The 25627-nt window shown below is 61.3% G+C and carries 8 protein-coding genes; 2 read left to right on the top strand and 6 right to left on the bottom strand.

What is annotated here, in order from left to right; translation table 11 throughout:
• Positions 1–708: 708 nt before the first annotated feature.
• Positions 709–8508: a T9SS type A sorting domain-containing protein gene (locus ACYVHT_RS20830; RefSeq protein ID WP_460556745.1), complete on the bottom strand. Its 7800-nt coding sequence runs from the start codon at positions 8506–8508 to the stop codon at positions 709–711.
• Positions 8509–9253: 745 nt separating this feature from the next.
• Positions 9254–12049 carry a 4-alpha-glucanotransferase gene (locus ACYVHT_RS20825; RefSeq protein ID WP_460556742.1) on the bottom strand — a complete coding sequence of 932 codons (2796 nt, stop codon included), beginning with the start codon at positions 12047–12049 and terminating at the stop codon, positions 9254–9256.
• A 195-nt stretch (positions 12050–12244) separates the two neighbouring features.
• Here ACYVHT_RS20825 and ACYVHT_RS20820 point away from each other — a divergent pair, with 195 nt between their 5' ends.
• Both ACYVHT_RS20820 and tamL read left to right on the top strand, forming a co-directional pair.
• Entirely contained in the window at positions 12245–17488 is a 5244-nt protein-coding gene (locus ACYVHT_RS20820; RefSeq protein ID WP_460556740.1) for a translocation/assembly module TamB domain-containing protein, read from the top strand.
• 62 nt (positions 17489–17550) lie between these two features.
• A complete protein-coding gene (gene tamL / locus ACYVHT_RS20815) occupies positions 17551–19899 on the top strand; it encodes a translocation and assembly module lipoprotein TamL (protein ID WP_460556737.1) in 2349 nt (782 codons plus the stop codon).
• Here the strand turns inward: tamL and ACYVHT_RS20810 are convergent.
• From ACYVHT_RS20810 to eat, 4 genes are all read right to left on the bottom strand, one after another.
• Positions 19896–21071: a hypothetical protein gene (locus ACYVHT_RS20810; RefSeq protein ID WP_460556734.1), complete on the bottom strand. Its 1176-nt coding sequence runs from the start codon at positions 21069–21071 to the stop codon at positions 19896–19898. The genes tamL and ACYVHT_RS20810 overlap by 4 nt on opposite strands.
• A gap of 673 nt (positions 21072–21744) precedes the next feature.
• Positions 21745–22521 carry an ethanolamine ammonia-lyase subunit EutC gene (gene eutC, locus ACYVHT_RS20805; RefSeq protein WP_460556732.1) on the bottom strand — a complete coding sequence of 259 codons (777 nt, stop codon included), beginning with the start codon at positions 22519–22521 and terminating at the stop codon, positions 21745–21747.
• A gap of 44 nt (positions 22522–22565) precedes the next feature.
• Positions 22566–23954, bottom strand: a complete 1389-nt coding sequence (locus ACYVHT_RS20800) for an ethanolamine ammonia-lyase subunit EutB (RefSeq protein ID WP_460556729.1) — start codon at positions 23952–23954, stop codon at positions 22566–22568.
• 49 nt (positions 23955–24003) lie between these two features.
• Positions 24004–25317, bottom strand: a complete 1314-nt coding sequence (gene eat, locus ACYVHT_RS20795) for an ethanolamine permease (protein WP_460556726.1) — start codon at positions 25315–25317, stop codon at positions 24004–24006.
• Positions 25318–25627: the final 310 nt, after the last annotated feature.

Below are 25627 nucleotides of genomic sequence, written 5' to 3'. Positions count from 1 at the left end.
ACCTCGCTTCGGCCTTAGAAATTGTAAGATTGAATCCATACTTAAAATGAAAGGGGGTTGGTGTTAGAAATAACGAGAAAGCCTGGTTCAGTTTGCGGCACGAGCGGCATGCGTCTTTAGCACCTGCTCCGGTCGGGGAAATTGTGCCGCAAAGCCCGGGAGTGATGTGTTTTCACGCAATGCCATGGCCTTCGCCTTTGCCATCAGCATATCGGCTCATAGCGTTTTACTGGTGTTTCATAAGACTCAAACAAGCAATGCGATAAGTCGGCAGCCAGGCATTGGATACTCTGTATCGAATTTGCGCAAAGATATCCTATCTAGGAATCAGCCAATTTAAAATTTCGCTCAATCTGTCTTTTTTGGCGACGAATGAATTTGGCACAAAATTATATATTATTATATTATAAAAAATATCAAACACCATCATAAACAACAAACAACTGGTTATCTGAGCATTAATCCTAAAGAAGAAGCTATTCACGTTATTTGCATATTACTTCTAAACAAGATGACAATTATTAAATAACGGCTTAACACCACTATTTATTTACCAATTATAAATTAGAATAACAACATTTAGCCCCATGCTAAATAAGCGCTTCCTATCAACGAAAAGAGGCCCACCCCGGATTGGGGTGGGCCTCTTTTCAGGCTGGTTTTTCGGCCGGCCTTGCCTTGCGGCTGGCCGGGTGCCGGTAGCGGCGCTTACTCTTTGATGAGTCGCTTAGTCAGGTTCAGGCCCTGGCCCTGCACGCGCACCGTGTAGGTGCCGCTGGCCAGCGTGCGCAGGTCAAGCACCTGCCCCAGGCCGGCCTCCCCCGCCGCGTGCAGCACCGCCCGGCCCGTGGCGTCGAGCACGCTCACTTCGTAGCGACCCGCCGGCAGCTGGCGCAGGTCCAGCTCCGTGGTGCCCGCCGTGGCCGGGTTCGGGTACAGGGCGATGCCCGGCGTCAGGGCCCGGGCGAAGACCACCGGGCGCACCGGCGAGTAGGTGGCCGTGCCGTCGGTGTCCACCTGGCGCAGGCGGTAGTACACCGGCCCGGCGGCCTGGCGGCCGACGCCGGCATCGGTCAGGCGGTAGTCCGTGGCGCTGGCTTTGCTGCCCTGGCCCTGCACTTCGCCAATCTTGACGTAGTCCGTCCCGGTCAGGCTGCGCTCCACCTCGAAGCGGTCGTTGTTCTTCTCCGAGGCCGTCGTCCACGAAAGGGCCGCGTCCACGTTGTTCACCGCTTTGGCCGTGAATGCCACCAGCTCCACCGGAAGCGGGTAGGCACCCAGCGTGAAGGTAGCCAGTACCGTGTTGGTGCCGCCGTTGACATCCGTCGTGATGACGTTCACATTGTAGGTAGTTGCGGCAATGATACGAGGCAGCAAAGCGGCATTCACCACGTAAATCTGACCGGTAGTGGTGTTCAGGGCGGTGCCGGCGGGCAGCACGTTGGTCGGGTTGGAAGCCGGGCCGCTGCCGCTGGCAGCCAGCACCGCATTGGTAGTGCCCGTGGTGGGCAGACCGTTGCTCACGGTGCCGGCCGCCAGAGTGCCATCCGGGTTGTACACCAAGCCGGTGGCCGCGCCGTTGTAAATCGAGCCGTTCGGGTCAATCACGAAAGCCAGCACATCGTTGTTCACATATTTGTTGGCACCACCCTTGGCGGGCGTGGCCGTGTACTTCGAGTCGCTGTCTTTGCCTACCTGCACCGTGTAGATGGCGGCGGGCGAAGTCAGGGCATCGCCGGCGGTGCCGTTGCCGTTGTCAGTAGCCGTGTAGGTGAAGAACACGCTGCCGATGAAGGAAGCCAGCGGGTCGAACTTCAGCGTGGTGGCCTGGGTCGGGGTCAGGGTCTGGCCAACGTTCACAGCGGCGTAGCTGCCGCCGTTATTGTAGAGCAGCGTGCCCTGCGTGGCCGTGTTCGGAATGCTGGTGATGGTGTACTGCACAATGCTGGCGTTGCCATCCACGTCGGTCGCCGTGAGGGGCGAGAGCAGCAGGCCACCGGCCGTGTTGCCTTCGGGCGACTGCAGGGTGTTCACTACATCATTGGCCACGGGGGCCACGTTCAGCGAGGTGCGTACGCTGGCGTTGTCGTTGGTCGTGATGTTGCCGAGCGAAGTAGTGGTTACCACGCTGGGCACCGTGATGGCGGTAATGGCAGGGGCCGTGAAGGCCACCACAAAGGTGTAGCTGGCGCCTTGCAGCAACGACTGGTTCTGGGGCGACAGCGTCACCTGGCCGCTGCCGCTCTGCGCACCGCCATTGACGGTGTAGCTGGAAACGCCGGCCGGCAGGGTCACTTTCACGGTTACCCCGGTTGCCGTCGAGGGGCCAACGTTGGTAGCCATGATGTTGTAGCTAACCGTATTGCCAGCCACGCCCTGCGCCGGACCCGTCATCGTCAGCACCACATCGGCCTGCGGCGACGTCGTCGTACTGGAGCGCACGATGTTGTTCGTGGTTACGCCATCCGGATTGTCGGAAGCCGAGTTTGCCGTTACCGTGATATCGGCGGGCGGCATGGTGAAGGTCACGGTGCTTTGCAGCGTGCTGCCGTTGGCCAGGGCCGTGGCCGAAGGAACCGTTAGCAGGCCCGAGCTGATGTTGTAGGTAGCTCCCCCCGCGAAGGTGACCACCCCGGCACTCGCCGTCCCCGTGGCACCACCCAGCGTGAGGGTGGCCGTGGGCAGGTTGGCCGGCAGGCTGATGTACTGCACCGGGTTTTGGGCAGTAGCGGTGCCGTTGTTGGTCGTCCGCACAGTGTAAGTAGCCGTAGCATTGGGCGCCAGGCTGGCAGCCGGAGCGGCCGTGAACGTGGTGGCCAGGTCGGCCGGAGCCAGGCTCTGGCTTACCAGCGGCGTGCTGATGCGGGCAGTGTTGTTGTCGGTATTCAGCTCCGAAGAGCCAGTCGTCAGGGCCACCACAGCCGAAAGGCTGAGCTGCGTCGCATCGGGGGCCAGGAAGGAAATCGTACCGGTTACGCTTTCGCCCACGGTAGACACCGTGGTGGCGTTAAACGAAACCACCCCGGTGGCTGCCACATACGCACCCGTTACAATGGCGCCGCTGTTGTCGCGAACTTCCACGCCGCTGAGGCCGGTGGGCAGCTGCACGGTCGTGGTCTGGCTGCCGGTGGTGGAAGGACCGTTGTTGGTGGTCGTCACGGCGTATAGCACCGGGCTGCCAACTACCACTTTCGTGGTCGGGCCGGCAATGCTCACCGTCAGGTCTTCCACGGTGTTGATGCTGCCGCTGGTAACGGCCACCGTATTGTTGGCCGGTACGGCATCGGGCGTGGTGCTGGTTACCGAAGCCAGAGCGCGAATGCCCGTGTTCGTCGAAACACCCGGCGCAACGAAGCTGATGGTGTTGTTTACCAGCGTGCCCTTCGAGAGCGAGCCGATGAGCGGCAGCGTGAGCAGGCCGGTGGTTACGTCGTAGGTCGAAGCGGTAGCTCCGCTGCCGAAAGTGATGATGGAACCGCTCAGGGTACCCGTCGCACCGTTCAGGCGGAACGTAGCAGCCGGCAGGCCTATGGGCAGGTTCACCGTCTGCTGCACATTTTTGGCGGCATAGTCCGAGTAGTTCTGGGTTTGCACCACGTAGTTCACCGTCTGGCCCGAAGTAATGCTGGTGGAACCGTTGACGTTGGTCATGGTAATGGCCACATCCGCCGAAGGCAGGATTTCGGTTTGCACCGTCATCATGTTATCGGCCGCGACCAGTTCAGTGGTGGCCGAGCTTACGCTGGCCGTAGCCGCTATCGAAGTGGCCGTGGACGGTGCGTTGAACGATAGGTTGTAGGATTGCGGAGCAGCCGCGTTGGCCTGCGTGGCCAGCGCCGGGAAGGTGAGCAAGCCAGTCGTCGAGTTGTAGGTAGGACCACCGGCTCCGAAGGTGTAAACCGAGCCGCTCTGTGAACCCGTGGCGCCATTCACAAACATACCGGCGCCTACACCTGCGGGCAGGGCCACCACCGTCTGCACTGCGCTGGCGGGGCTGGGGCCGTTGTTGCCCTGCGTCACGTAGTAGATAGCCGTGCCACCGGCCGCAATTTGCGCCGGCCCGGTCAGGGTCACGTACAGGTTGGCCGTGGTGGCAGTGGCGGCCTGCGTAGTCACGCTGCCGGCAGTAGCCGTGTTATTAGCCGTCGCGTTGTCGTTGGCAGTGGGAACAGTAGCCGTGATGCCGCTGAGCACCGTGCCGGCGGCCGGAGCCGCAAAGCTCACCACGTTGTTCACGACCTGGCCGGGAGCCAGGTTTACGGGGGGGAACGTTACCGTGCCCGCTGCCACGGCATACGGCACGCCGTTGAAAGTTACGGTACCAGCCGTGGCGCTATACACGCCGCCGTTGGTGGCATACACCCCGGTGATGCCGGTGGTGGGCAGCTGCACGGTTTGCACCACACCCGCCGCCGGCGACGATGTCGCGCTGTTGGCCGTCGTAACGGCGTAGTTCACCAGGTTGCCGGCCACGGGGTTGGCCGTGGGGCCCGCAATCGAGGTCGAAAGGTCGGTCTGCGTGGCTACATTCAGCTGAATAGTAGTTGAGTTGTTGCCCGGCACAATATCACCGCTCAGCGGCGTTACCGATGCCGTAGCCGAGAAGGGGCCGCTCACCGGAGCCGTGAACGTAACCGACCAGTTGGAGGTAGCACCCGCCGCCAGGGTAATGTTCGGGAAGGTGATGAGGCCCGTGGTGGCATTGTAGGAAGCCGCAAACGAGGAAGCACCCACCGTAGCGTTAATTGTGCCCGTCAGGCCCGGGGGCAGCTGTATGCTCTGCACAATATTGGCAACGCTGATGAGGCTGTTGTTGACGGTAGTGCCCGAAATCGCCGTGGAAGTGTTCGGGGTAACCGTTCCACCGCTGGCCGTGGTAATCGTTGTGGCCAGGTCAAACTGCGATTCCACCCGCACAATCAGGTTGGCCTGGTTGGAGGTAGCCCCCGAAGTGTTCTGCACCGTGTAAGGCGTGTTCGAAATGCCGGTGAAGCCGCCCACAGGCGTGAATTTTACCGAGCCAGCCGTTACGCCTACCGTGGTGTAGGTGCCTTCGCCGGTTACGGTGAAGCTGGTTTGAATACCGGCCGTATTCGGGTCCAGGTCGATGGTGGCCGTAGCAATGTCGGCGTTGAGTACGTCGTTGCTCGTCACCGGGAAGGTGATGGCCGTTGCGGGCGTGGTCGTGGCCTGGTCATCGTTGGCCACAGTGGCATCGCGCACCACCACGTTGCCCGAGAATTCGGAAGTCGAGCCGCTCAGCGTAGCGGTGCTGCTCAGCACCGTGCCCAGCGCCAGCGTGCCGCCGCTGAGCGACGAAATTGGAATGGTGAAGCTAAAGCCGTTGGCCGAGTTGTCGGTGCCCTGGTCCAGGGTATTCACAAAGCCGTAGCTCTGGTTGGTGCTGGCATCGGTATCGGCGGCGCTGCCTTCCGTTACGGTGCCCAGGTAGGTCTGGCCTTCGCCAAAGCTGGTGGGGTCGGCCGTGGCACCCACCGAGAACAGCTCAATGATGGCACCGGGACGGGCAAAGCCTTTCACGGTCAAATTGGTGCCCGACACTACTGCCGATGTGATAACCGGGTAGTTGAGCTGGCCGTTGGGGCCGCCGTCGGCATCGTTGTTGTCGTTCTTGGTCACGCCATCGCCGAGGCTGTAGGCATTCACCAGGTCAATGCCGAGGCCGTGGTTGTTGAACGTGCTGTTCTGGCTGATGGTGTTGTTGGTGGGCGGCACACCGCTCCCCAAGCCCGTAAATGTTGAGCTAAGCATCAGAATGCCGGGGCCACTGTTGGCCGCCGCCGTGCCCAGCGTGCCGCTGATGACGTTCTGGCTGATGGTGTTGTTGCTCGCATTCTGCGACAGCACAATGCCCGACGTGTTATTGGCCGTGAAGGTGTTGTTCGAAACCGTGTTGTTCGATGCCTGGAACCACAGCTCCACGCCGTTGCCCACGTTGGCAATGCCGCTGCCCTGGGTATCCCGAATCAGGTTGCCGGTCACCTGCACGTTGGTCGAGCTGAAAACCGTCACGCTGTTGCCCACGCCATTGCCGCCGCCGTTGCCCACAAACTCGTTGTTGGTGATAACGGCCGCATTGGCCGCGTAGCTCGTCAAAGAAGTGCCGTTGCCGATGGTCAGGCCGTTGCCGTTATAGCCAAAGTAGTCGTTGGTTATCGAGAAGGAGCCTTCCAGGTGCAGACCGTCGTAGCGGTTGCGCAGCCCGGTTCCCGGGTCGGAGCCATCGGCCAGCGTGCCCACCAGCAGCTGCGTAAGTACGGCGCGGTTGGCCGCACCCGTCACGGCATTGGTCACCGTAATGGCCCCGGCAGTGTTCGAGTTCGAAGCATTGTAGATAGCCAGGCCCGATACCGCATCGGCATTGCCCTGAATGGTAATAGCTGACGTGTTGTTGGCGTTGATAACTACCTCCGGCCGCGCAATCGCGCTCAGGGCCGTAGCCGCCGTACCTACCGTGCCGCCGGTGCCCACCGTGCCGGTGTTGCTGTTGGCAATGTTAAAGGTTTGCGTGGTGGCATCGATGCTCGTGTTGGCCGCCGTGATGGCCGGCAGGGCCGAACTCAGCGTGATAACGGCCGCGTTGGCGTTGCCGCCCGTGCCGTTGAGGCCGCTGGCCAGGCCGGCGGCCTGGCCGTTGTGGGCCGCACCGTCCGGAATCATAAAAATGCTGGTTTCGCGGCCGGCCACCAGCGCGCCGGCAGTGTTGCTGCCGCTCTGGGCCAGCAGGTTCACGTTGCCCAGCGCGTTGCTATTGGTGATAAACTGCCGCAGCGAGCCCTGGCCGGCATCGTTGGTATTCGTCACCACGTCGAAGTTGAAGCCGAAGTCTGGGCCCGTAAACGTGAGGCCGCTACCGGTAGTGAAGGTAGCAATCGATTCGGCAGCGGTGGTACCGCTCGCTGGTGTCAGGCTGGCCAGCGTGGCGCTGGTGGTGTTGGCTCCCGCATCGGTACGGCCGGGGTATTCGCCCCCTACGTGATTGGTCGTACCGTTGTAGGTCTGCACCGGCAGCAGCGCCGTGGTATAGCCCGTGCGTACGCTGGTAACGGTGCTGTTCACTATCCGCACCGTGTAGTTGGAGTTGGGCTGCACACTGAACAGATACCCCCCGGTGGCATCGGTTGTGGTGCTGGCTACGAAAGCGCCGTTGTTGTCATACAGCTCAACGGTAGCCCCCGAACGACGGATGCTGCCCGTCACAAAACCGCTGCCGGTGGCCGAAGTATTAGCCGTCGCATAGGGGCGGCCCACGCCACCGCCGTAGTTTACGTCTTCAAACACCACGCCCGTTAGCACGGTCGGGTTCTGGTAGTTAATGGTCAGGTTGGCAGCGGTAGAGGTAGCGCCCTGGTCATCGGTCACGGTGAAGGGCAATACCGAGCTTCCCCCCGTCAGCGGCAAGGGGTCAATGGAGAGCGTCTGGCCCGCGGCCAAGTTGCCATTGTCATCGGTGAGCAGGGTGCGGGCCGCCGCCGAGGCCGCCGCGAACGTAGCACTGGTATAAAGCGTCCCGTTAATGACAATGCTGGTGGCATTGGTCGGGAAAGTCGTCAGCGTCAGCGACGAGAGAACGTACGGCGACGTATCGGTGCCCGCGAATGCATTCGATGGAATGCTGGTTTGCAGGGTGCCACTCAGGTTGGCGCGGGTAATGGTGTTGGGCGTGGCTACGGGGTTGGGAGCCGGAGCCGAAACGCTGATAATCCACCCATCCGCACTGTGCGAGGAGTTGTTGGTAGAGTGCCAGGCCAGGGTAGAGCCCGTAGTAGCACGCAGGTAAATCCGGAATTGCAATGAGGTGATGCCACCGGGCGGCGTAACAAACAGTACCGACCCGCTGGCTCCGCCAGCACCGGTTGGCCCATCGGGCACCGCCGCGTTGTTGGTAATCTGAGTTGAGCTCACGCTCAACTCCGTAGAGCCACTCAGACGCGACATCGTCACGCCGCTCGTGAGCAGGTCCAGTTCGGAGGTGATGCCCAGCCCGGACCCTACTACCTTGCCCCCGAGCCCCGTCAGGTGCACCACCGGGTTGAACACGGCCCGGTTAAACGTAATAGTAAGGTCAGCAAATTGGTAGCGGACGTTGGTTGAAGCGTTCGAGGCCAGCGGCTCCGTCGAAACGAACACCTCTACCCCGTTATTCGCCGTCACGTCAATCCCGCCACTCACCCCGTCCAGCGAGCTATAGTTGGCATTGGTTGACGAGCCGACCGCACCCACGTTGGGAAATATAGCCAGACCCGGAGCGAGCGGCCCCGTATTGTTGATGTTGCCTCCGAACGCAACCCCGGTACCAGTTGCTATTTTAGTAGTGGGCAGCGTGTACTGTTGGTTGCTCAGGCTAAGCGTAGCCGTAGTCGTAGGAGTATAAGCGGCGAACGTATTCCCCGACGGGTTATTCGTATTCTTCTGAAAGGTAATAAGCTGGTTGGCGACGGTTGGGCCGTTGCCGCTGGGGTTGCCGGCACCCGTTGTAAATTCCAACGCGGGTGTCGTCTGAGCCAGTGCGGTTCCCACACCCAGCATTCCCAACAAGCTGCTCAGCAGCAATGGCCGCAACCGCCAAAGCCGGCCACTACCGGGGTCCGGACGCTCATCCCCAGCCGCAGCTGCGCCGGAGATAGCAGAGTATAGAGGTAAACTCATAATAGGTTGTTGAAAAAGAGAAGAATTAAAAAAGTGCTAAAATCAGAATACAGTTTCGTTACCATCGGCAAAGGTAAACCATCATTCGGTTTAGTGTCTAAAATTTAGATAAAAACATGAATCACGCCGATGAACAGGTTTAGAAATATAACATTTTATTTCTTCGGGCATTGCAAGCATTTGCAGCCTTCGGCAATAATATCATTTATTAGCTTATAAATCAGCTATATAATAAAAGATTGCCGGCATCGCTCGGCAACAGATTCAAAAGGGCGCATTTCGTGTTTTATAATTATAAATTTGTTATATTTTTTTGCATTTTTAACTTTTCCATGTCCTCCATTAAGCCATTACGCGGGCCTGAATGAGCCTTTCCGGCTGTTACAGCAAAGTAGTATTGTAATTATATTTCAATATCACTTTCACAAATAAATAATATAGCTGCCGGTTTCGGCCTGATGCCTGGCTTGCAATGGCAACTCATTGCGGCTCACGCATCGCAGCCAGACTATTGCGACAATCGGGCATAAAAAAAGCCCCTGCACGTTATGCAGGGGCTTTTTTATGCCTCAGCAGCCAATGGCTAGCTCCGGCCGCTGGCGGCTACCAGCCCATGCAGGGGCTCGTTGAAGCCGACGGCATCGACTAACTCTTCGAGGGGCAGGTGCAGCCGATACTTCCAGAAGTGGGTGGGGTTGCTGGGCACGTTGATTTGCTCCTCGTGCGGGTTGGCGCGGCGCAGGTGGCTGTCGATGGCCAGCAAATCCTGCAGCGGGAAGATGGCCCACATGGCCGGCGAGTGCAGGTGTTGCACCAGGATTTCGCGCGCCACCCAGGGCTCGCAGTAGAACGGGGCCACCTCGCGCCAGTGGCCCAGCGTGGTTTCGAAGAAGCGCTGGGTGCGCACCCGGTCCTCCTCCCACCAGCCGCGGACGGTGCTCATGTCGTGGCTGCTGGTGGTCACTACGCTCAGGTAGGGCGCGGTGTCGGGATGGCCGAACTCGGTGGCAGGGTCGGAGGGCATGCGCTGGATGTTGAGGCCCAGGATGCCCAGCTCCTTCATCACGCCGGGCACCGAGGCCGGCACCATGCCCAGGTCTTCGCCGCAGATGAGCATGTTGGTGGCGTAGCGCACGGGCGGCAGCTTCACCAAGCCCTGCTGACGCCAGAATTCTTCGTGGCGGCGGAAGAAGAAGTCGATGTAAATGTCGTCGTAGAGGCGGCGGCGGTTTTCGTCGCTGTCCAGCTCACGGAACGAGTAGCTTTTGTTCAGGGTGATGCGCGGGTGGTAGAAGTCGTCGCCGGCAGGCACGAACAATACTTCGTTTACCAGGGCAAACAGGCCTTTTTGCAGCCAGGCGAAGTACTCGGCGTGCTCGGGGTAGTCGGCTACTTTCTGGGCAATGTAGGCTTCAATCCTGCGCTGGTCGCTGACGTGCTCCTTGAGGTGAATGCGGCCGAAGCTGGCATCGTCCATGTACTCGTCGAACACGTTCTGGGCCTCGCCCTGGAAAATATCCTGCAGCATGTGCCAGCGGATGTAGGGCTCGCACAGGCGCGAGTAGTCGAACCAGCCGAGGCGCTGCTCAATCTCGTGGCGGTGCAGCGGCAGGGCGGGCGAAAAGTGCCCCAGCAGGCCTTCCACCGACTCAATGGGCATCTCCCAGATGCGGAAGAAGCCCAGGATGTGGTCGATGCGCAGGGTGTCGAAGTAGCGGGCGAGGTGGCCCATGCGCTGCTTCCACCACAGGTAGCCGTCTTCGGCCATGCGCTGCCAGTTGTAGGTGGGAAAGCGCCAGTTCTGGCCGGTGGTGGAGAAATCGTCCGGCGGAGCGCCGGCCTGGCTGTCCATGTGGTACAGCTCGGGCTGGGTCCAGGCATCCACGGAGTGGCGGTAGATGCCGATGGGCAGGTCGCCCTTCAGCACCACGCCCCGGGAACGAGCGTAGGCCACGGCGGCGCGCAGCTGCTTGTCGAGGTGGAACTGGGTGAAGAAGAACAGGCCGTAGTCGTCGTAGTCGGCGGCGGTTTCGGCGGTCAGCTCGGCCACGTTAGCCGGGGTGCGGAACTCTGCGGGCCACTGCTGAAAATCGGCGGTGCCGAACCGGTCGCGCAGGGCCGAGAAGGCCGCGTAGGGCACCAGCCAGCTGGCCTGGCTGGCGTAGAACTCGCGGTATTCGGGGTCGGCCAGGAAAGCGGCTTTCTCCTGTTTATAGAGCAGCTTGAGGAACTTCCACTTGGCGTTCATCACCGGCTCGTAGTCTACGAAGTCTTTGGCGTTCAGCTCCGCTTTCAGGGCAGCCAGCTCTTTGGCGGCTTTCTTGTCCTTGAGCGCGGCGATGCCTTCGAGGTGGATGAACTGCGGGTGCAGGGCAAACACCGAAATGGCGGCATACGGGTACGAATCGACCCAGGTGTGCGTGGCCGTGGTGTCGTTGATGGGCAGAATCTGAACCAGCTTGAGGCCGGTTTTCACGGCCCAGTCGGTCAGCAGCTTCAAATCGGAGAACTCCCCTACCCCGAGGCCCTGCTCGCTGCGCATGGCAAACACGGGCAGCGCCACGCCGGCTCCGCGCCAGGCATCGAAGTGCTGGTAGGCTTCGTCGTTGAACACGCGGGCGGCGCCATGGTCCTGCGTGGCAGGAATTACGCGGTTTTCGCCGCCTTCCATGTCGAGGGCGTGGCCGGCGGCCGGGTCCCACATGGCGTATTTGTAGTGGCAGTCCTCGCCGGGGTTCTGCAGCGTGATGCTGCCGCTCCAGGTCGGGTAGTCGGCATCGGACAAGACCAGGCACCGGGTGTTGTCCCAGGCACCCAGCGCGGGGTCGGAGCCGAGCACGCACAGGCCGTGCTGCGGAGCTACGCGCGGGGCGACGAGCCGGAAAACCGTTTCGCCGGCGGCCGGCGCGGCCCCGGGACCAGGTTCGGGCGCTTCGGCCGCGGCTTTGGCAGCTTTGCTCTTGGCCGGGGCTTTGGTCTTTTTGGCGGGCGCTTCGGCTACCGGGGCTTTGGCGGGGCGGCGGAACAGGGCTTTGGTGAAAGCAGCGGTTTGCAGCTCGTTTTCGGGCAGCATGGGCGTGCGCCAATAGTCGGCCAGGTGCAGGCGGGGTGCGCGGGCGGCGTTGTAGGCAATGCGGCGGTTCGGGCCGAACTCCCACTGCTCGCCGCCGGTGCGGTCGTCGCGCAGCACATACTTATAGGTAAGCTCGCCGGCGGCATCGGGCACGGTCAGCTCCAGGCTCCAGCAGGTAGTGGCTTCGTCGTAGTACATGTTGGCAGCCGCCGCTGGTTGCCAGGCCCCGAGGTCGGGATGCGAGCCGCACACCGCCAGACGCTGGCCCGGCACGGTGCGGTAGGGTAGTGAAAAACGTAGTATCATGGTGGGATGGTGAGTTTAGGGGGCGCAAGTTAGCGCCGGACTGTAATGAGGCATGAAGAAGGGGAAACAGAAGAATAAGAATCGGCAAACCATCAACTGCTCAGGCGGCGAAACCTGTCATTTCCCAACCCCGGCCGCTTATTCTGCGTTTGGGTAATTGCCTTTGCTTCGTGTTGCTGCTAATTACTCTCTGCTTTGTCCACTTTTCTGCGTCGTACTCTTTACGGGATTCTGGGGTTGCTGGCCCTTGTGCTGCTGCTCGTTGTCGGGGTGGTGATATTCCTTCAGTTCCCGTCAGGGCAGGATTTTGTAGCTGGCAAGGCCGAAGGCTACCTGCGCGACAAGCTCAAGACGGAGGTTAGAATCGGGAAGTTTCGGACGGACTTCCGCCACGCCATCAACCTCGACGGCGTGTACCTCGAAGACCAGCAGCGCGACACGCTCCTGTCCGTCGGCCACCTCGGCGTCGACCTCGACATCTGGGCTTTGCTGCACAAGCAAATCAACGTATCGAACGTGGAGCTGAACGACGGCCGCGTGCGCCTCACGCGCACCGAGCCTGATTCGGTGAATAACTATGACTTCATCATTGCGGCCTTTACCGACCCCACCGCGCCGGTAGATACAACGTCCTCGGGCCTGAAATACGACATCGGCAAGGCCCGGCTCACCAACATCTACTTCACGCAGAACGACCAGGTGACGGGGTCCGACATCCGGGCCAGAATCGGGGAGTTCACCGCCAATATGGACGAGGTGGATGTGGATAACTCCATCTACAAAGTGGATAAAGCCGCTTTGCACCGCTCCGCCGTGGTGATGGTGCAAACCAAAACGGCTCCGGAAGTGGAAAACTCCGAGCCCACCAAGCCCCTCACGCTGCAGCTCGGGCTGAACCAGGCCACGCTCGACAGCGTGCAGTTTACTTATAAAAACGACCCGGCGGCGCAGTACATCAACACGAATATTGGCCTGGCCGACATCACTGCCAAAGACATCGACCTGCAAAGGCAGCGCGTGAGCCTCGGCAAGCTCACCCTCAAAAACACCACCTTCGCCTACGCCCAGAACGAGCAGGTGCCCGTGGAGCAGCGCGTGGTGAACCCCGCCGAAGCCGTGCGCAAGCTCGACGAAGCCACCGACCAGGCCAAAGCCGCCACCGGGCAGGCCGCCGCCTCGCCCGGCTGGCGCGTGCTGCTCGACCAGTCGGACATCAGCGGGCTGGCCGTGAACTTCGACAACTTCAACCAGCCCAAGCAGAAGACGCGCATCCCGGCGCTCGACTACAACCACCTGCACTTCACCGACCTCGTGCTGAACACGCGCGACCTGAGCTACTCCGAAAACCGCACTACCGGCAAAGTCGACAACCTGGCCGGCAAGGAGCAAAGCGGCTTCCGCATCGATTCGTGGAAAGCCAATGTGGTGTACGACTCGGTGCAGATTCGCCTCGACAGCCTCGATTTGATTACGCCGCACACCCGCATCCGGCGCACGCTGGCCATTGGCTACGAAAGCCTGGCCGCGCTGGGGGACGTAAAAAAGCTGCCCAATCTGAAAATTGAAGGCGATTTGCGGGATGTGCGGCTGGGCTTCCGCGATATTCTGTACCTCGCGCCGGATTTGGCCGGCACCTCTCCTTTCAATACCGGCCCCAACCAGTCGGTGCTGCTGAACGGGCAGATTGCCGGCCGCGTGGGCGACTTCACAGTGCGCAACTTTGAGTTTGTGGGCCTGCGCAATACGGTGCTGAAGGCCCGGCGCGGCCGCATTCAGGGCCTGCCCAACACCGACTCGCGGCTGTACGCCGACCTCGACATTCAGGATTTCCACACCACGCGGGCCGATATTCTCAGCCTGGCGCCCAAGGGCAGCATTCCCAACAATATCAGCATTCCGCCCACGCTGGCACTCAGCGGCACGTTCCGGGGCCGCCCCACCACGCTGGCGTTTGATACCAACCTCAAGCTGCGCTCGACTTACGGCGACCTGGCCTTTAGCGGGAAGCTGGGGGCGGCGCAGGCCAATGGGCGTCAGCCGCTGGTGGGCACCTTCGCGGTGGGTGGGTTCGATTTTGGCAAGCTGCTGAAGAATCCATCTATCGGGCGCGTCACGGCGTCGGGCCGCATCAATGCCACCGGCAATTTGCAGGACCCCGCCACGCTGGTGGGCCGCGTGAACGCCACGGTGCAGAGCGCCCGCTACAACGGCTACAACTACCGTGGCGTGGTGGCCACCGTCGACCTCGACCGCAACCGCTACGTCATCAACGCCAGCAGCAAGCAGGACCCCAACCTGAACCTGGACCTGAGTGCCGTGGTGAACCTGCGCGACGCCAAAAACCCCACCTACGAAGTCACGAGCCTGAACCTGCGCGGGGCCAACCTCACGGCGCTGGGCTTTTACACCGGCGGCGACCTGCGCGTGCAGGGCAACCTGGTGGCCAACCTGCGCGGCGCCGATTTGAACTCCATTAACGGCACGTTTAGCGGGACCAAAATTGTGATTGTGCGCGATAACCAGGCATTTCCGCTCGATTCGCTCAACGGCCGCATCGTGCAGAATGCCAACCGCACGCTGGCCGTCATCACCTCCGACATCGCCAATGTCAGCCTCGATGGCAACGTACACCTCGGCGACCTGGCCACCGAGCTGCAGCAGCACCTCGACCGCTACTTCGACGTGCCCGGCGTGAAATACGTGGCCAGCAACGCCGACCGGCATTTCACCTACTCGCTGCGGCTGAAAGATGCCCGCCTGGCTACCAAGCTGGTGCCCGATTTGAAGCAGATTTCGCCTTTCACACTGGCCGGCGACTACTCCCGTCAGGCCGCCCGCCTTACGGCCAACACTAGCATCCCGGTTATCCGCTACGCCAACTACCGGATTGACTCGCTGCGCCTGAACGTCGATTCGGACCCCAACAAGCTGGATTATGGCCTGCGCATGGCCCGGGCCGCGCAGGATACCACGCTACGGCTGCGCCGCCCCAGCATCGTGGGCAACGTGGCCAACAACAAGCTGTTCACCCGCGTGGCCATCCTCGGCGACTCGGCCAACCGGGAGCGGCTGGCGGTGGCGGGCACCTTGCAGGCTCTGGCCCAGGGCGGCGGCCGGGGCAGCAGCGTGGTGTACGAGTTCCAGGCCGCGCCGGAGCAGGTTATCAACTACGAGAACTGGACGGCGGGCGCCAACAACTTCGTGCGCTACTACCCCACCGGCGAAGTCGTAGCCAACGGCCTCAACCTCACCAACGGCCGCAGCACCCTGGCCCTGCAAAGCCAGAACCCGCAGGTGCGGACCTCGCCGCTGGGCGTCACGTTCAGCAATTTCGAGCTGGCCGAGCTGGCCAAAATCGTGCAGCAGCAGGATTCGCTGGTGGCCGGCAACCTCAACGGCACGGCCCGCATCGACAACCTGGGCAAACCCAACCAGGCCTTCACGGCCGATGCGACCATCAAAAACCTGGTGTTTCAGAAAGCCCTCATCGGCGACATTGCCGTAAATGCCACCAACCCCGCGCCCAGCCGCTACGATGTAGATATGCGCCTGACCGGCGGCCAGGCCGGCAGCGTGGGCGGGGCCGGCAACGACGTGCGCGTGACCGGCTACTACCAGGCCAACGAGGCCGCGCCGCTGCACCTCACCATCAACGCCCAGCGCCTGCTGCTGCAGCTGGCACAGGCTTTCTCGGCAGGACAGCTGCAGCGCTCGGCTGGCTACGTGCAGGGCCAGCTGAGCCTGACGGGCGCGCCCTCGGCTCCCATTGTGCGGGGCACGCTCACGACCTCGCCCGATGCGGCCTTTGCCGTGACGCAGCTGGGCGCCCTCTACCGCCTGCCCGACCAGTCGCTGACGTTTGATGCGCAGGGCATTGCCTTCGATAATTTCACGGTGCTGGATTCGGCTTCGAATAAAGCCGTAGCCAACGGCCATCTGCTGACCAGGGACTTCGTCAACTACGCCTTCGACCTCACGGCGACCACCGACAACTTCATTGCCATCAACAGCACCCGCAAGAACAACCCGCTGTTCTACGGCAAGGCCATCATCGACTCCAATACGCGCCTGACCGGCCCGCTGGAGCTGCTCAAAATCAACACCACGGTGAACGTGGACGAAGGCTCCAAGCTCACCATCGAGTCGCCCTCGGCCGACCCCAGCAAGGTCGATACCGAAGGCATCGTGCAGTGGATTGACAAAAGCGCGCCGCTCGATACCATGCTGAGCCGCCAGCTGGCCCTGGACACCGTACGCACGGCCTCAGGCTACGACATCACGGCCGTGGTGACGGTGAACGACAAGGTGCCTTTCACGGTCATCATCGACCCGGTGAGCGGCGACAACCTGCGCGTGCGGGCCAACGGCACCCTCAACACCAACATCGACCCCACCGGCAACATCACCCTGAGCGGTACGCTGGTGGTGGCGCGCGGGCAGTATCATTTGTCGCTCTACGACCTGGCCCAGCGCGATTTTATCATCCGCCGCGGCTCCACCATCACCTGGAGCGGCGACCCCTACAACGCCGACCTCAACATCACGGCCGTTTACAAGGTAGAGGCCGCGCCCGCCGACCTGCTGGCCAACCAAGGCCTCGACGATGTCACGGCCAACACCGTGGCCCGCAACCGCCTTCCCTTCAACGTGCTGCTGAATGTGACGGAACAGCTCAGCAAGCCGCTGATTGGGTTCGACATCACCTTGCCCGAGAATCAGCGCGGCACCCTCAGCGGGCAGGTGGAAGCCAAGCTGGCCCAGTTGCGCCAGCCCAACCAGACCTCGGAGCTGAGCAAGCAGGTGTTTTCGCTACTGATTCTGGGGCGCTTCCTGCAGCAGAATCCCTTCCAGAGCAGCGCCAGCGAAAGCTTTGTGGCCACGCAGCTGCGCGGCTCGGCTAGCGCCGTGCTCACCGACCAGCTCCAGAACCTGACCGGCAAGTACCTCTCCGGCCTGGGCGTGGACCTGGGCGTGACCAACCAGGCCGACTACAGCACCGGCACCGCCAAAAGCCGCACCGACCTGAACGTGGCTGTGCGCCGTCAGTTCCTCAACAACCGCCTGTCTGTCCGGCTCGGCACCGACATTCCGCTGAGTGGCACGCCCGGCACCAACGCCACGCAGGGCAGCAGCGCGGCCAGCAACTTCGCCGGCGACGTCAGCATCGAGTACACCATTCTGCGCGATGGTCGCCTGCGCCTGCGGGCCTTCCGCCAGAATGCCTACGAAGACATTGATGGCCAGCTCATAAAGACCGGCGCCGCCCTGGTTTTCCAACGCGAGTACAACAACCTGCAGGAGCTGTTTGCCAAAGTGCCGGCCGAAGTAAAAGCCGACCGCAAGCGACAGCGCAAAGAAGAAAAGGCCGATAAGAAAGCCGAGAAAGACTCCACTCAGACCGCCCCCACCGCCCGGGCCGATAGCAGCAAAACCAAATGAGCCAGCTGCCACCGCCCGCCCGTCCGCGTCATCGTTTCACCGATTTGCCTTTTGTTATCGATTTGATTTCCCTCCGTTCTTCCATGGTGCGCCGGCTGGCTGGCGTCGCCTTTCTGCTGGCCCTGGCTTCGTGCTCCGGGTTGAAATTTGTGCCCGAGGGCGAAAAGCTCTACACCGGCAGCAAGGTCATCATCAAGCCGCCTACCAGCGAGAAGGTGAACAACCAGGCGGCCCTGCAGACCGAGTTGGAATCGGTGGTACGCCCCAAGCCCAACGCTTCCCTGCTGGGGCTGCGGCCCAAGCTTTACTTCTGGCACATGGGCGTGGGCAAAACCAAGGGCCTGGGCAAAACCCTGGCCGACAAGTTCGGCGAAGCGCCGGTGCTGCTCTCGCAGGTTAAAATAGCGGCCACCCGCGACCTGATGACCAACCGCCTGCGCAACAACGGCTTTTTCAACGGCACCACTACTTACGAGGTAAAAAAACAGGATAAAACCGCGCAGGTCGACTACACGGCCATGCCGGGCTACGTGTACCGCTTCACGCAGGTCAATTTTCCGAAGCGCGACACCCTGGTCGATGCGGCCATTCGGGCCACGCAGCCCCAGAGCCTGCTGAAAGTGGGCGATGCCTACAACCTGAATACCCTCACCGCCGAGCGGGTCCGCATCGACGCGGCGCTCAAGGAGCAGGGCTACTACTACTTCGCCCCCGATTATATTCTGTTTCAGGTCGATAGCACCCTCGACCACAAGGCCACTGTTGACCTGCGCATCAAGCCCACCGCGCCGGCCAAGGCCCTGCGCCCCTACTGGCTCGACCAGGTGAAGCTCAACACCAACTACGTGCTGACCGACACCACCATGCGCAAGCCCATTCTGTATCAGGGCTACCAGTATTTTCCCGACGAGGAAGTGTTTAAGGCGCAGGCCATTACCCGCGCCACCTTTCTCTACCCCGACAGCCTCTACCGCCGCCACCGCCGCGACCAGACCCTGAGCCGCCTCATGAGCCTGGGCACGTTCCGCTTCGTCGAAATCCGCTTTCGCCCCGCGGCGGCCGGCGACTCGGCCGTGGCCGTGCCGGCCGGCACGGCCAGGAGCTCCAGCAGCTCGGTCGGCCTGCGCTCCCGCCTCGACGCCGACGTGCTGATGACCCAGCTCAAGAAGAAAAGCCTGCGGGCCGAAGTGCAGCTGGCCAGCAAAACCAACGGCTTCACCGGTCCGGCGCTCAACGTGAGCTTCCGCAACCGCTCGGCCCTGCGCGGCGCCGAGCAGCTGATTGTGAATGCAGTAGCTTCCACCGAAACGCAGACCGGCAACGGCAACGGCGCCCTCGGCCTCACCAGCTACGAGTACGGCCTCAATGCCCAGATGCTGATTCCGCGCTTGGTGGTGCCGCACCTGCCCCTGCTCGATGTGCACCTGCCCAACTCCGACTTCCAGCCGCGCACCACCATCGGGGCCGGGGTGCGAACCGTGACGCGGGCCAACTTCTTCAGTCAGAACTTCTTCAACCTGAACTACGGCTACTCATTTAAAACCAAGATTACCAACGAGCAGGAAATCAAGCCGATTGACATTACCTACGTTCAGTTTGCGCCCACCGACACCTTTACCAGGATTCTGGATGCGCGGCCCTATCTGCGCAGCGCCTTCCAGCAGCAGTTTATTCTGGCCAGCAGCTACCGCTACACCTACAACCAGCAGGTGCTGGAGCAGCGCCGCCAGCAGATTTACTTCAGCGGCCAGGTAGAAGCCAGCGGCAACGTGGCGCAGGCCATTGCCACGTCCATCGGCACGCCCAAGGGCCCGTCGGGCGGCAATACCATTCTGGGCCAGGAATATAGCCAGTACCTCAAGCTCGACCTGGAACTTCGGGAGTACTACCGCATCAGCCCCGACCCGACTTCCGGCAACCGCATTGTGGCCCGGTTGCTGGCCGGCATCGGCAATCCGTACGGCAACTCGCGCGTACTCCCCTACCCCAAGCAGTACGGCATCGGCGGCCCCAACAGCGTGCGGGCCTTTGCCGCCCGGGGCATCGGGCCCGGCACCTACGTGCCCCAGACCGAAGCCCAGACGGCCAACAGCTTCTACGACCAGGTCGGCGACATCCGCCTCGAAGGCAACGTGGAGTACCGGCAGGACCTGTTTCCGTACGTGAAAGGGGCCGTGTTTATGGATGCCGGCAACATCTGGCTGGTCAACGACGACCCTGACCGGCCCGGTGGGCAGTTCAAGGCCAGCTCCTTTCTCAACCAGCTGGCCGTGGGCGCCGGGGCCGGCATTCGCATCGACGTGCAGTTTTTCGTCATCCGCTTCGACTACGCCGTGCCGCTGCGCGCACCGTCGGGCACGCCCACCAGCACCACGGGCCGCCTCAATCTGGCCATTGGCTACCCGTTCTAACGGATTATCGGATAGCGCTTGAATTCCCGCTCCCGGTCGAACAGAAACCGGTACGTGAAGTGCGTTTTGCGCGTGCGCCCGCCAATGGCCCGCACCGTGGCCAGCATCTTGGGGTTGAAGTCGCCAATCCAGTTCATTTCAATGCCCTCGTAGCCCGAGCTCTGGTACACCACCTGCGCCCGCGTCACCATGGCCACGTCCACGCCCTTGCCCTGGTGGGCCGGCACCACGCCGTAGATAATGCCCAGCGCCTTCTTGTCGGACCGGCGCATAAAGCGCCATTGCGCCCACAGGAAGCGGATTTTACCCAGCAAATTGAGCCGCCGCCCCACGTGCTTAAAAATCTGGTTCAGCTCCGGCAAGCCCAGGAAAAAGGCCACTGGCTCGTCGCCGTAGTACGTGAACCAGAGCAGGCGCTCGTCCATCACGGGCTTCATTTCCTTCACTATTTTCCGGGCCTGTTCCAGGCTCATACCGGCTACGCCCGCATGGCTGCCCCAGGCCAGGTTGTAGATGTGATGAAAGTCGTGGGCCAGCTTTTCCGGGTCGCTCTTGCTGGCGTAGCCGAAGCGGTAGCCCTCGGCATCCAGCTCCAGGGCCCGCTTGGCAAACGTGTGGTGGAACGGGTGAAAAGAGCTCAGATAGCAGGTGTACTGCTTGAAATACAGCTGAAACCCATAGCTTTCGAATAATGCTTGGTAGTACGGCGGGTGCCAGAACATCCCGTAGTTGGGCGGGAACTCGAAGCCATCCGTCTGCACGCCCCAAAACCGGTCCCGCTCCCCGAAGTTGATGGGGCCGTCCATGGCCTGCATCCCCCTTGCTGCCAGCCACTGCCGGCCCGCGTCAAACAGCTGGTTGGCCGCCGACTGGTCATCGATGCACTCGAAAAACCCCACCCCGCCCGTGGGCAGCTCAGCGTTCTGCACGTCGGGCGCGTCGCGGTTCAGGAAAGCCGCAATCCGGCCGACTGCCGCTCCGGTGGCATCCGTCAGCACCCAGCGCACCAGCTCTCCATTCTTGAATTTCGGATTTTTAGCCGGGTCAAATACCGCTTCCTCTTCGTTTTCCAGCGGCCCGATGTACTGTGGCACCGCGCCATGCAACCGCGCCGGCAATTCAATAAACTGCCGCGCCAGGCGGTCATTCGTCACTTCAAGCAGTGCCATCATATCAGGAGTGGAAGCCAGGCTTTCCAATAAACCCCCAACGAAAGTGGCCCGCCGGGCGCACAAAGAAACGGCCCTGCACCCAAACTATCCCATGCCGGCCGGTGCAAAGGCGGTGCGCCTACTCAGTCCGGTGCCGCCTGTATTTGCAGATGCAGCGGTTTTCTCCGTTGGCCGACGGTCAGGAAGCCGGGTTCTTTCGCGCTGCGCCAACCGGCTGAGCCGTTGCTTCATTTCCCAACCCCGTAAAATGATGTCCGCGCAGTGCCCGATTTACCTGAAACTGTCCGAGCATAAAGCAGAACGGGCACTCGCTCCGTCCGGTCCCAATCCCCAGAACCCGTGCATTTTCAGCAATGCTATTCGCAATCCGACACCGGGGATGGGTGTGGTACAAGCTTGGGCCACTGGCTTCGGGCTCAGCCGAATAAAAAGGGAAGGAGCTAGTCATTATAATTCCTATTTTTTTTATAAATGTACTAATAATATAATATTATCCTGTTTGTTTAGGAAAATAAATTAAATCAGTCCAATCACAAACACCCGTAAGGCCATTATTTAGCCAGAATCTCACAGCCATATTTTCTGCTCAAGCTCCTCTGTTACACCACGTATCGGCCACAAATAACCGCTACGGGTCGGCGGCCGAACGCAATCCCGTCATATTGCCTAGTCGTTAACCCGGCAGCAGGTCGTGCTCGTCTTTCAAGCCCACCCCGGATAGCCGGCGCCGCAAAGCTTCGTGCATCAGGTAAAACAGCTTCGCCGCCGCTGCCGGATACGGCAGTCCTTCCGGCCGAATGTTGGATACGCAGTTGCGGGCCTCATCGGTTAGCCCCGGCCGGGGCGCATAGGTGAGGTAGGCCCCCAGGCTGTTGGGTGAGCTCAGGCCCGGCCTTTCCCCAATGAGCACCAGCACCAGCTGCGCACGCAGTTGCCCGCCTATCTCATCGCCCAGCGCCACCCGCGCCTGCCGGGCCAGCACCACCGGCCCCACTGGCAAGCCGGCCCGGCGCAGTTGGGGCAGCAACAGTTCCAGCAAAGGCAGCGCATGTTCATTCACCGCCGTTGCCGACAATCCATCGGCCAGCACGATGGCTACGTCATTGCCCGCCGTCGGCAGCGCTGCCACAGCCCGCTGCGATGCCTCATCCAGGCGGCGGCCCCAATCGGGCCGGAGCAGGTATTCCTGCCGGTTTTTCACCTGGCTGCTCACGCTTTCCGTCGCTACCTGGAGCCCCGCCAGCCGAACCTGGAGAGCCTCCACATCCAGCACCGAATACACAGCATCCCGCGCATGGGCATGCGCCAGCCGGAAAGCCAGCGCCTCCCGCAGGGGCACGCTGTGGCCGCTACGTCCCAGCGCAATGCGGGCTGCCGTGAAAGCGCTCAGCGCAGCCCACGGGTCGGCCTCAGGACCGTCAGGGTTTGGCAATGCAACGGAATCAGTCATGTGCAACACCTGATATATTAGGGTATGGTAGTCGGGATGTCTGGTCAGCGAAGGGCGGCCGGCAATTGCCGGAGCAAGCCCGAAGCCGCTGCCGCGGGCAGCAGGCGGTTTGCCGAATCGAAAATGCCCTGTTGCGTCAGCCAGCTTTCAAATTCCGGAGCCGGCCGCAGCCCCAGCACACTCCTTATATATAAGGCGTCGTGGAATGACGTCGATTGGTAGTTGAGCATGATGTCGTCGGCCCCCGGAATGCCCATGATGAAGTTGCAGCCTGCCACGCCCAGCAGCGTCAGCAGCGTGTCCATGTCGTCTTCATCGGCTTCGGCGTGGTTGGTGTAGCACACGTCCATGCCCATCGGCAGGCCCAGCAGCTTCCCACAGAAATGGTCTTCCAGCGCCGCCCGGATAATCTGCTTGCCATTATAGAGGTATTCCGGCCCGATAAAGCCCACCACCGAATTCACCAGCAGCGGCGCAAACTGCCGGGCCACGGCGTAGGCCCGCGCCTCACAGGTCTGCTGGTCGAGGCCGTGGTGGGCATTGGCCGAGAGTGCGCTGCCCTGGCCGGTTTCGAAATACATCACGTTCCGGCCCAGCGTGCCCCGGTTCAGCGCCAATGTGGCTTCTTGCGCCTCGCGCAGCATTTCCAGGCTAATGCCAAAGCTCGCATTGGCCGCCTCCGTGCCCGCAATCGACTGAAAGGCCAAATCCACCGGCGCCTTCTGCTCAATGAGCTGCAGCGTAGTGGTTACATGGCATAGCACGCACGACTGCGTCGGAATCGCATACTGCTCGCGCACGGCATCCAGCAAATGCAGCAGGTTGCTCACCGCCCGCACATTGTCCGTCGCCGGGTTGATGCCGATAACGGCATCGCCACTTCCATATAATAGCCCATCAATCATACTGGCCGCAATGCCGCGGGGGTCGTCCGTTGGGTGGTTGGGTTGCAAGCGCGTGGCCAATCGCCCCCGCAGGCCCAGCGTGTTCCGAAACTTGGTAATCACCTCACAGCGCCGCGCCACCGCAATCAGCTCCTGGTTGCGCATCAGCTTCGAAACCGCCGCCACCATTTCGGGCGTCAGCCCCGGTGCCAGTTCCTGCAGCGCCATGCCATCTGCCCCCTCCGATACCAGCCAGTCCCGCAGCTGCCCCACCGTAAAATGACCGATGCGGCTGAATGCTGCCGCATCGTGCACGTCCAGTATCAGGCGCGTCACTTCGTCCTGCTCATACGGCACCAGCGCCTCGTTCAGGAAATTGCGCAGCGGCACGTCGGCCAGCGTCATCTGGGCCGCCACTCGCTCCTCATAGGTAGCGGCCGCTACTCCGGCCAGCACGTCTCCGGAGCGCAACGGCGTGGCCCGCGCCAGCAGCGTCTTCAAATCGGCAAATACATAAGCCCGCTGGCCAATAACGTGTCGGTAAGCCATCCGCGTCGGTATCGTTAATGATGAAGGTGCGTCTTGCCACGCATTGAAGCTAATCCTCCGGTAGTGGGCCTGCCCCCCACAGCCGGTAAAGCAGTCCCAATCCCAGCATTCCGGCCATAAATACGCCACTCAGCACCAAATTGTAATACACCAGCGCCCCCAGACATCCCAGCGCCAGCCCCAACGCCACCAACGGCACCACCGGGTAGCCCGGCACCGCAAACGGCCGCACCAGCTCCGGCTCCTGCCGTCGCAAGGCAAACAAGCTCAGCATGCTCAGCACATACATCACCAGCGCGCCCAGCACCGCTAGCGTAATAATCTGGTCCGTTCGCCCACTAAGTAGCGCCAGGCATCCCACCCCGCCACCCACCACCAGCGCCCGATGTGGCGTCTGCCGGGCATTCAGCCGCGCCAGTCCCGCTGGCAGAAACCCACTCCGCGCCAGCGCAAACAGCTGCCGCGAATACCCCACTATCGCGCCGTGAAACGAAGCCACCAGCCCAAACAGCCCAATGCCGGCAAAAAACTTGGTCCATGCGTTTGCCTTGCCCAGCACCATCCCCAACGCTTCCGGCAGTGGGTAGTCCAAGTTTTGCAGCCGCCGCCAGTCGGTAGCGCCGCCCGTAATCACCATCACGCCCAGTGCCAGCCCCACCAGCGTCAGCATTCCATAGCCATAACCTTTCGGAATAGTCCGGCGCGGGTCAGCTACTTCCTCCGCCACCAGCGCCACCCCCTCAATGGCCAGGTAAAACCAAATGGCAAACGGCAACGCCGCAAACACCCCCGCCGCCCGCACCGGCACCGGATGCGCCAGAAAGGTTGCCACCTTGAAATGCGGCACCAGCAGTCCCATATATAATAGGAGTTCCGCCACCGCCAGCACCGTCACCACCAGCAGAAAGTTGGCCGATTCCTTTATCCCCAACAAATTCACCAGGGTAAAAACCACATAGCATCCCAAAGCCGTGTAAAGCACTGGCAACTGCGGACACAGAAAATGCCCATAGCTCCCCAGCGCAAACGCAATTGCCGGCGGGGTAAACAGAAATTCCACCAGCGTCGCATATCCCGCCACGAACCCGCCCCACTGCCCAAACGCCCGAAACGAGTAAGCAAAAGGCCCGCCCGCCTGCGGAATCGCCGTCGTCAGCTCCGTGAAGCTGAAGATAAACGTAACATAAAGCACCGTCACCACCAGCGTAGCCACCAAAAAACCCACCGGCCCTGCCGCCGCCCAGCCATAATTCCACCCAAAATATTCCCCCGATATTACTAACCCCACCCCTACCGCCCACAATTGCAGCGCCGTCAGCGCCTTCTTCAACACAGGTTTCGAAGGAATAGCATAATCAGTCATAGCAGGCTCATACCAAGTTTTAACCCCTCAATATAATGTGTCTCAGCGCCATTACTCCCACCTCCAACCACCCAGTCAATTCCCCGAAACCTTTCTGCACGTAATTCAAGCAAATATTTCAGCCTCCTGCTTGTGTTTCCAGAAAAACCAGCTACTTTTGCACTCCCAAATCGAACGGAGGCGGGCAACGAATCAAAGCGAATAATAAATTTATTTCCTCGCTTGGTTCATCAGAAAAGCTTCTTACCTTTGCACCCCGCTTCGACAGGAGGCGGAAACGGATTGAAAAGCGAAACGACGGAAAATAAAA

It is taken from the genome of Hymenobacter daeguensis (genome assembly GCF_054780555.1).
Note: the sequence above shows the minus strand (reverse complement) of the source record. Positions and strands in the feature narration are given on the sequence as shown.

Excerpts from the sequence above, each read along its gene's own strand:
- ACYVHT_RS20825 (WP_460556742.1), bottom strand. The coding sequence starts at position 12,049 with ATGATACTACGTTTTTCACTACCCTACCGCACCGTGCCGGGCCAGCGT.
- ACYVHT_RS20810 (WP_460556734.1), bottom strand. The coding sequence starts at position 21,071 with ATGATGGCACTGCTTGAAGTGACGAATGACCGCCTGGCGCGGCAGTTT.
- eutC (WP_460556732.1), bottom strand. The coding sequence starts at position 22,521 with ATGACTGATTCCGTTGCATTGCCAAACCCTGACGGTCCTGAGGCCGAC.
- ACYVHT_RS20800 (WP_460556729.1), bottom strand. The coding sequence starts at position 23,954 with ATGGCTTACCGACACGTTATTGGCCAGCGGGCTTATGTATTTGCCGAT.
- eat (WP_460556726.1), bottom strand. The coding sequence starts at position 25,317 with ATGACTGATTATGCTATTCCTTCGAAACCTGTGTTGAAGAAGGCGCTG.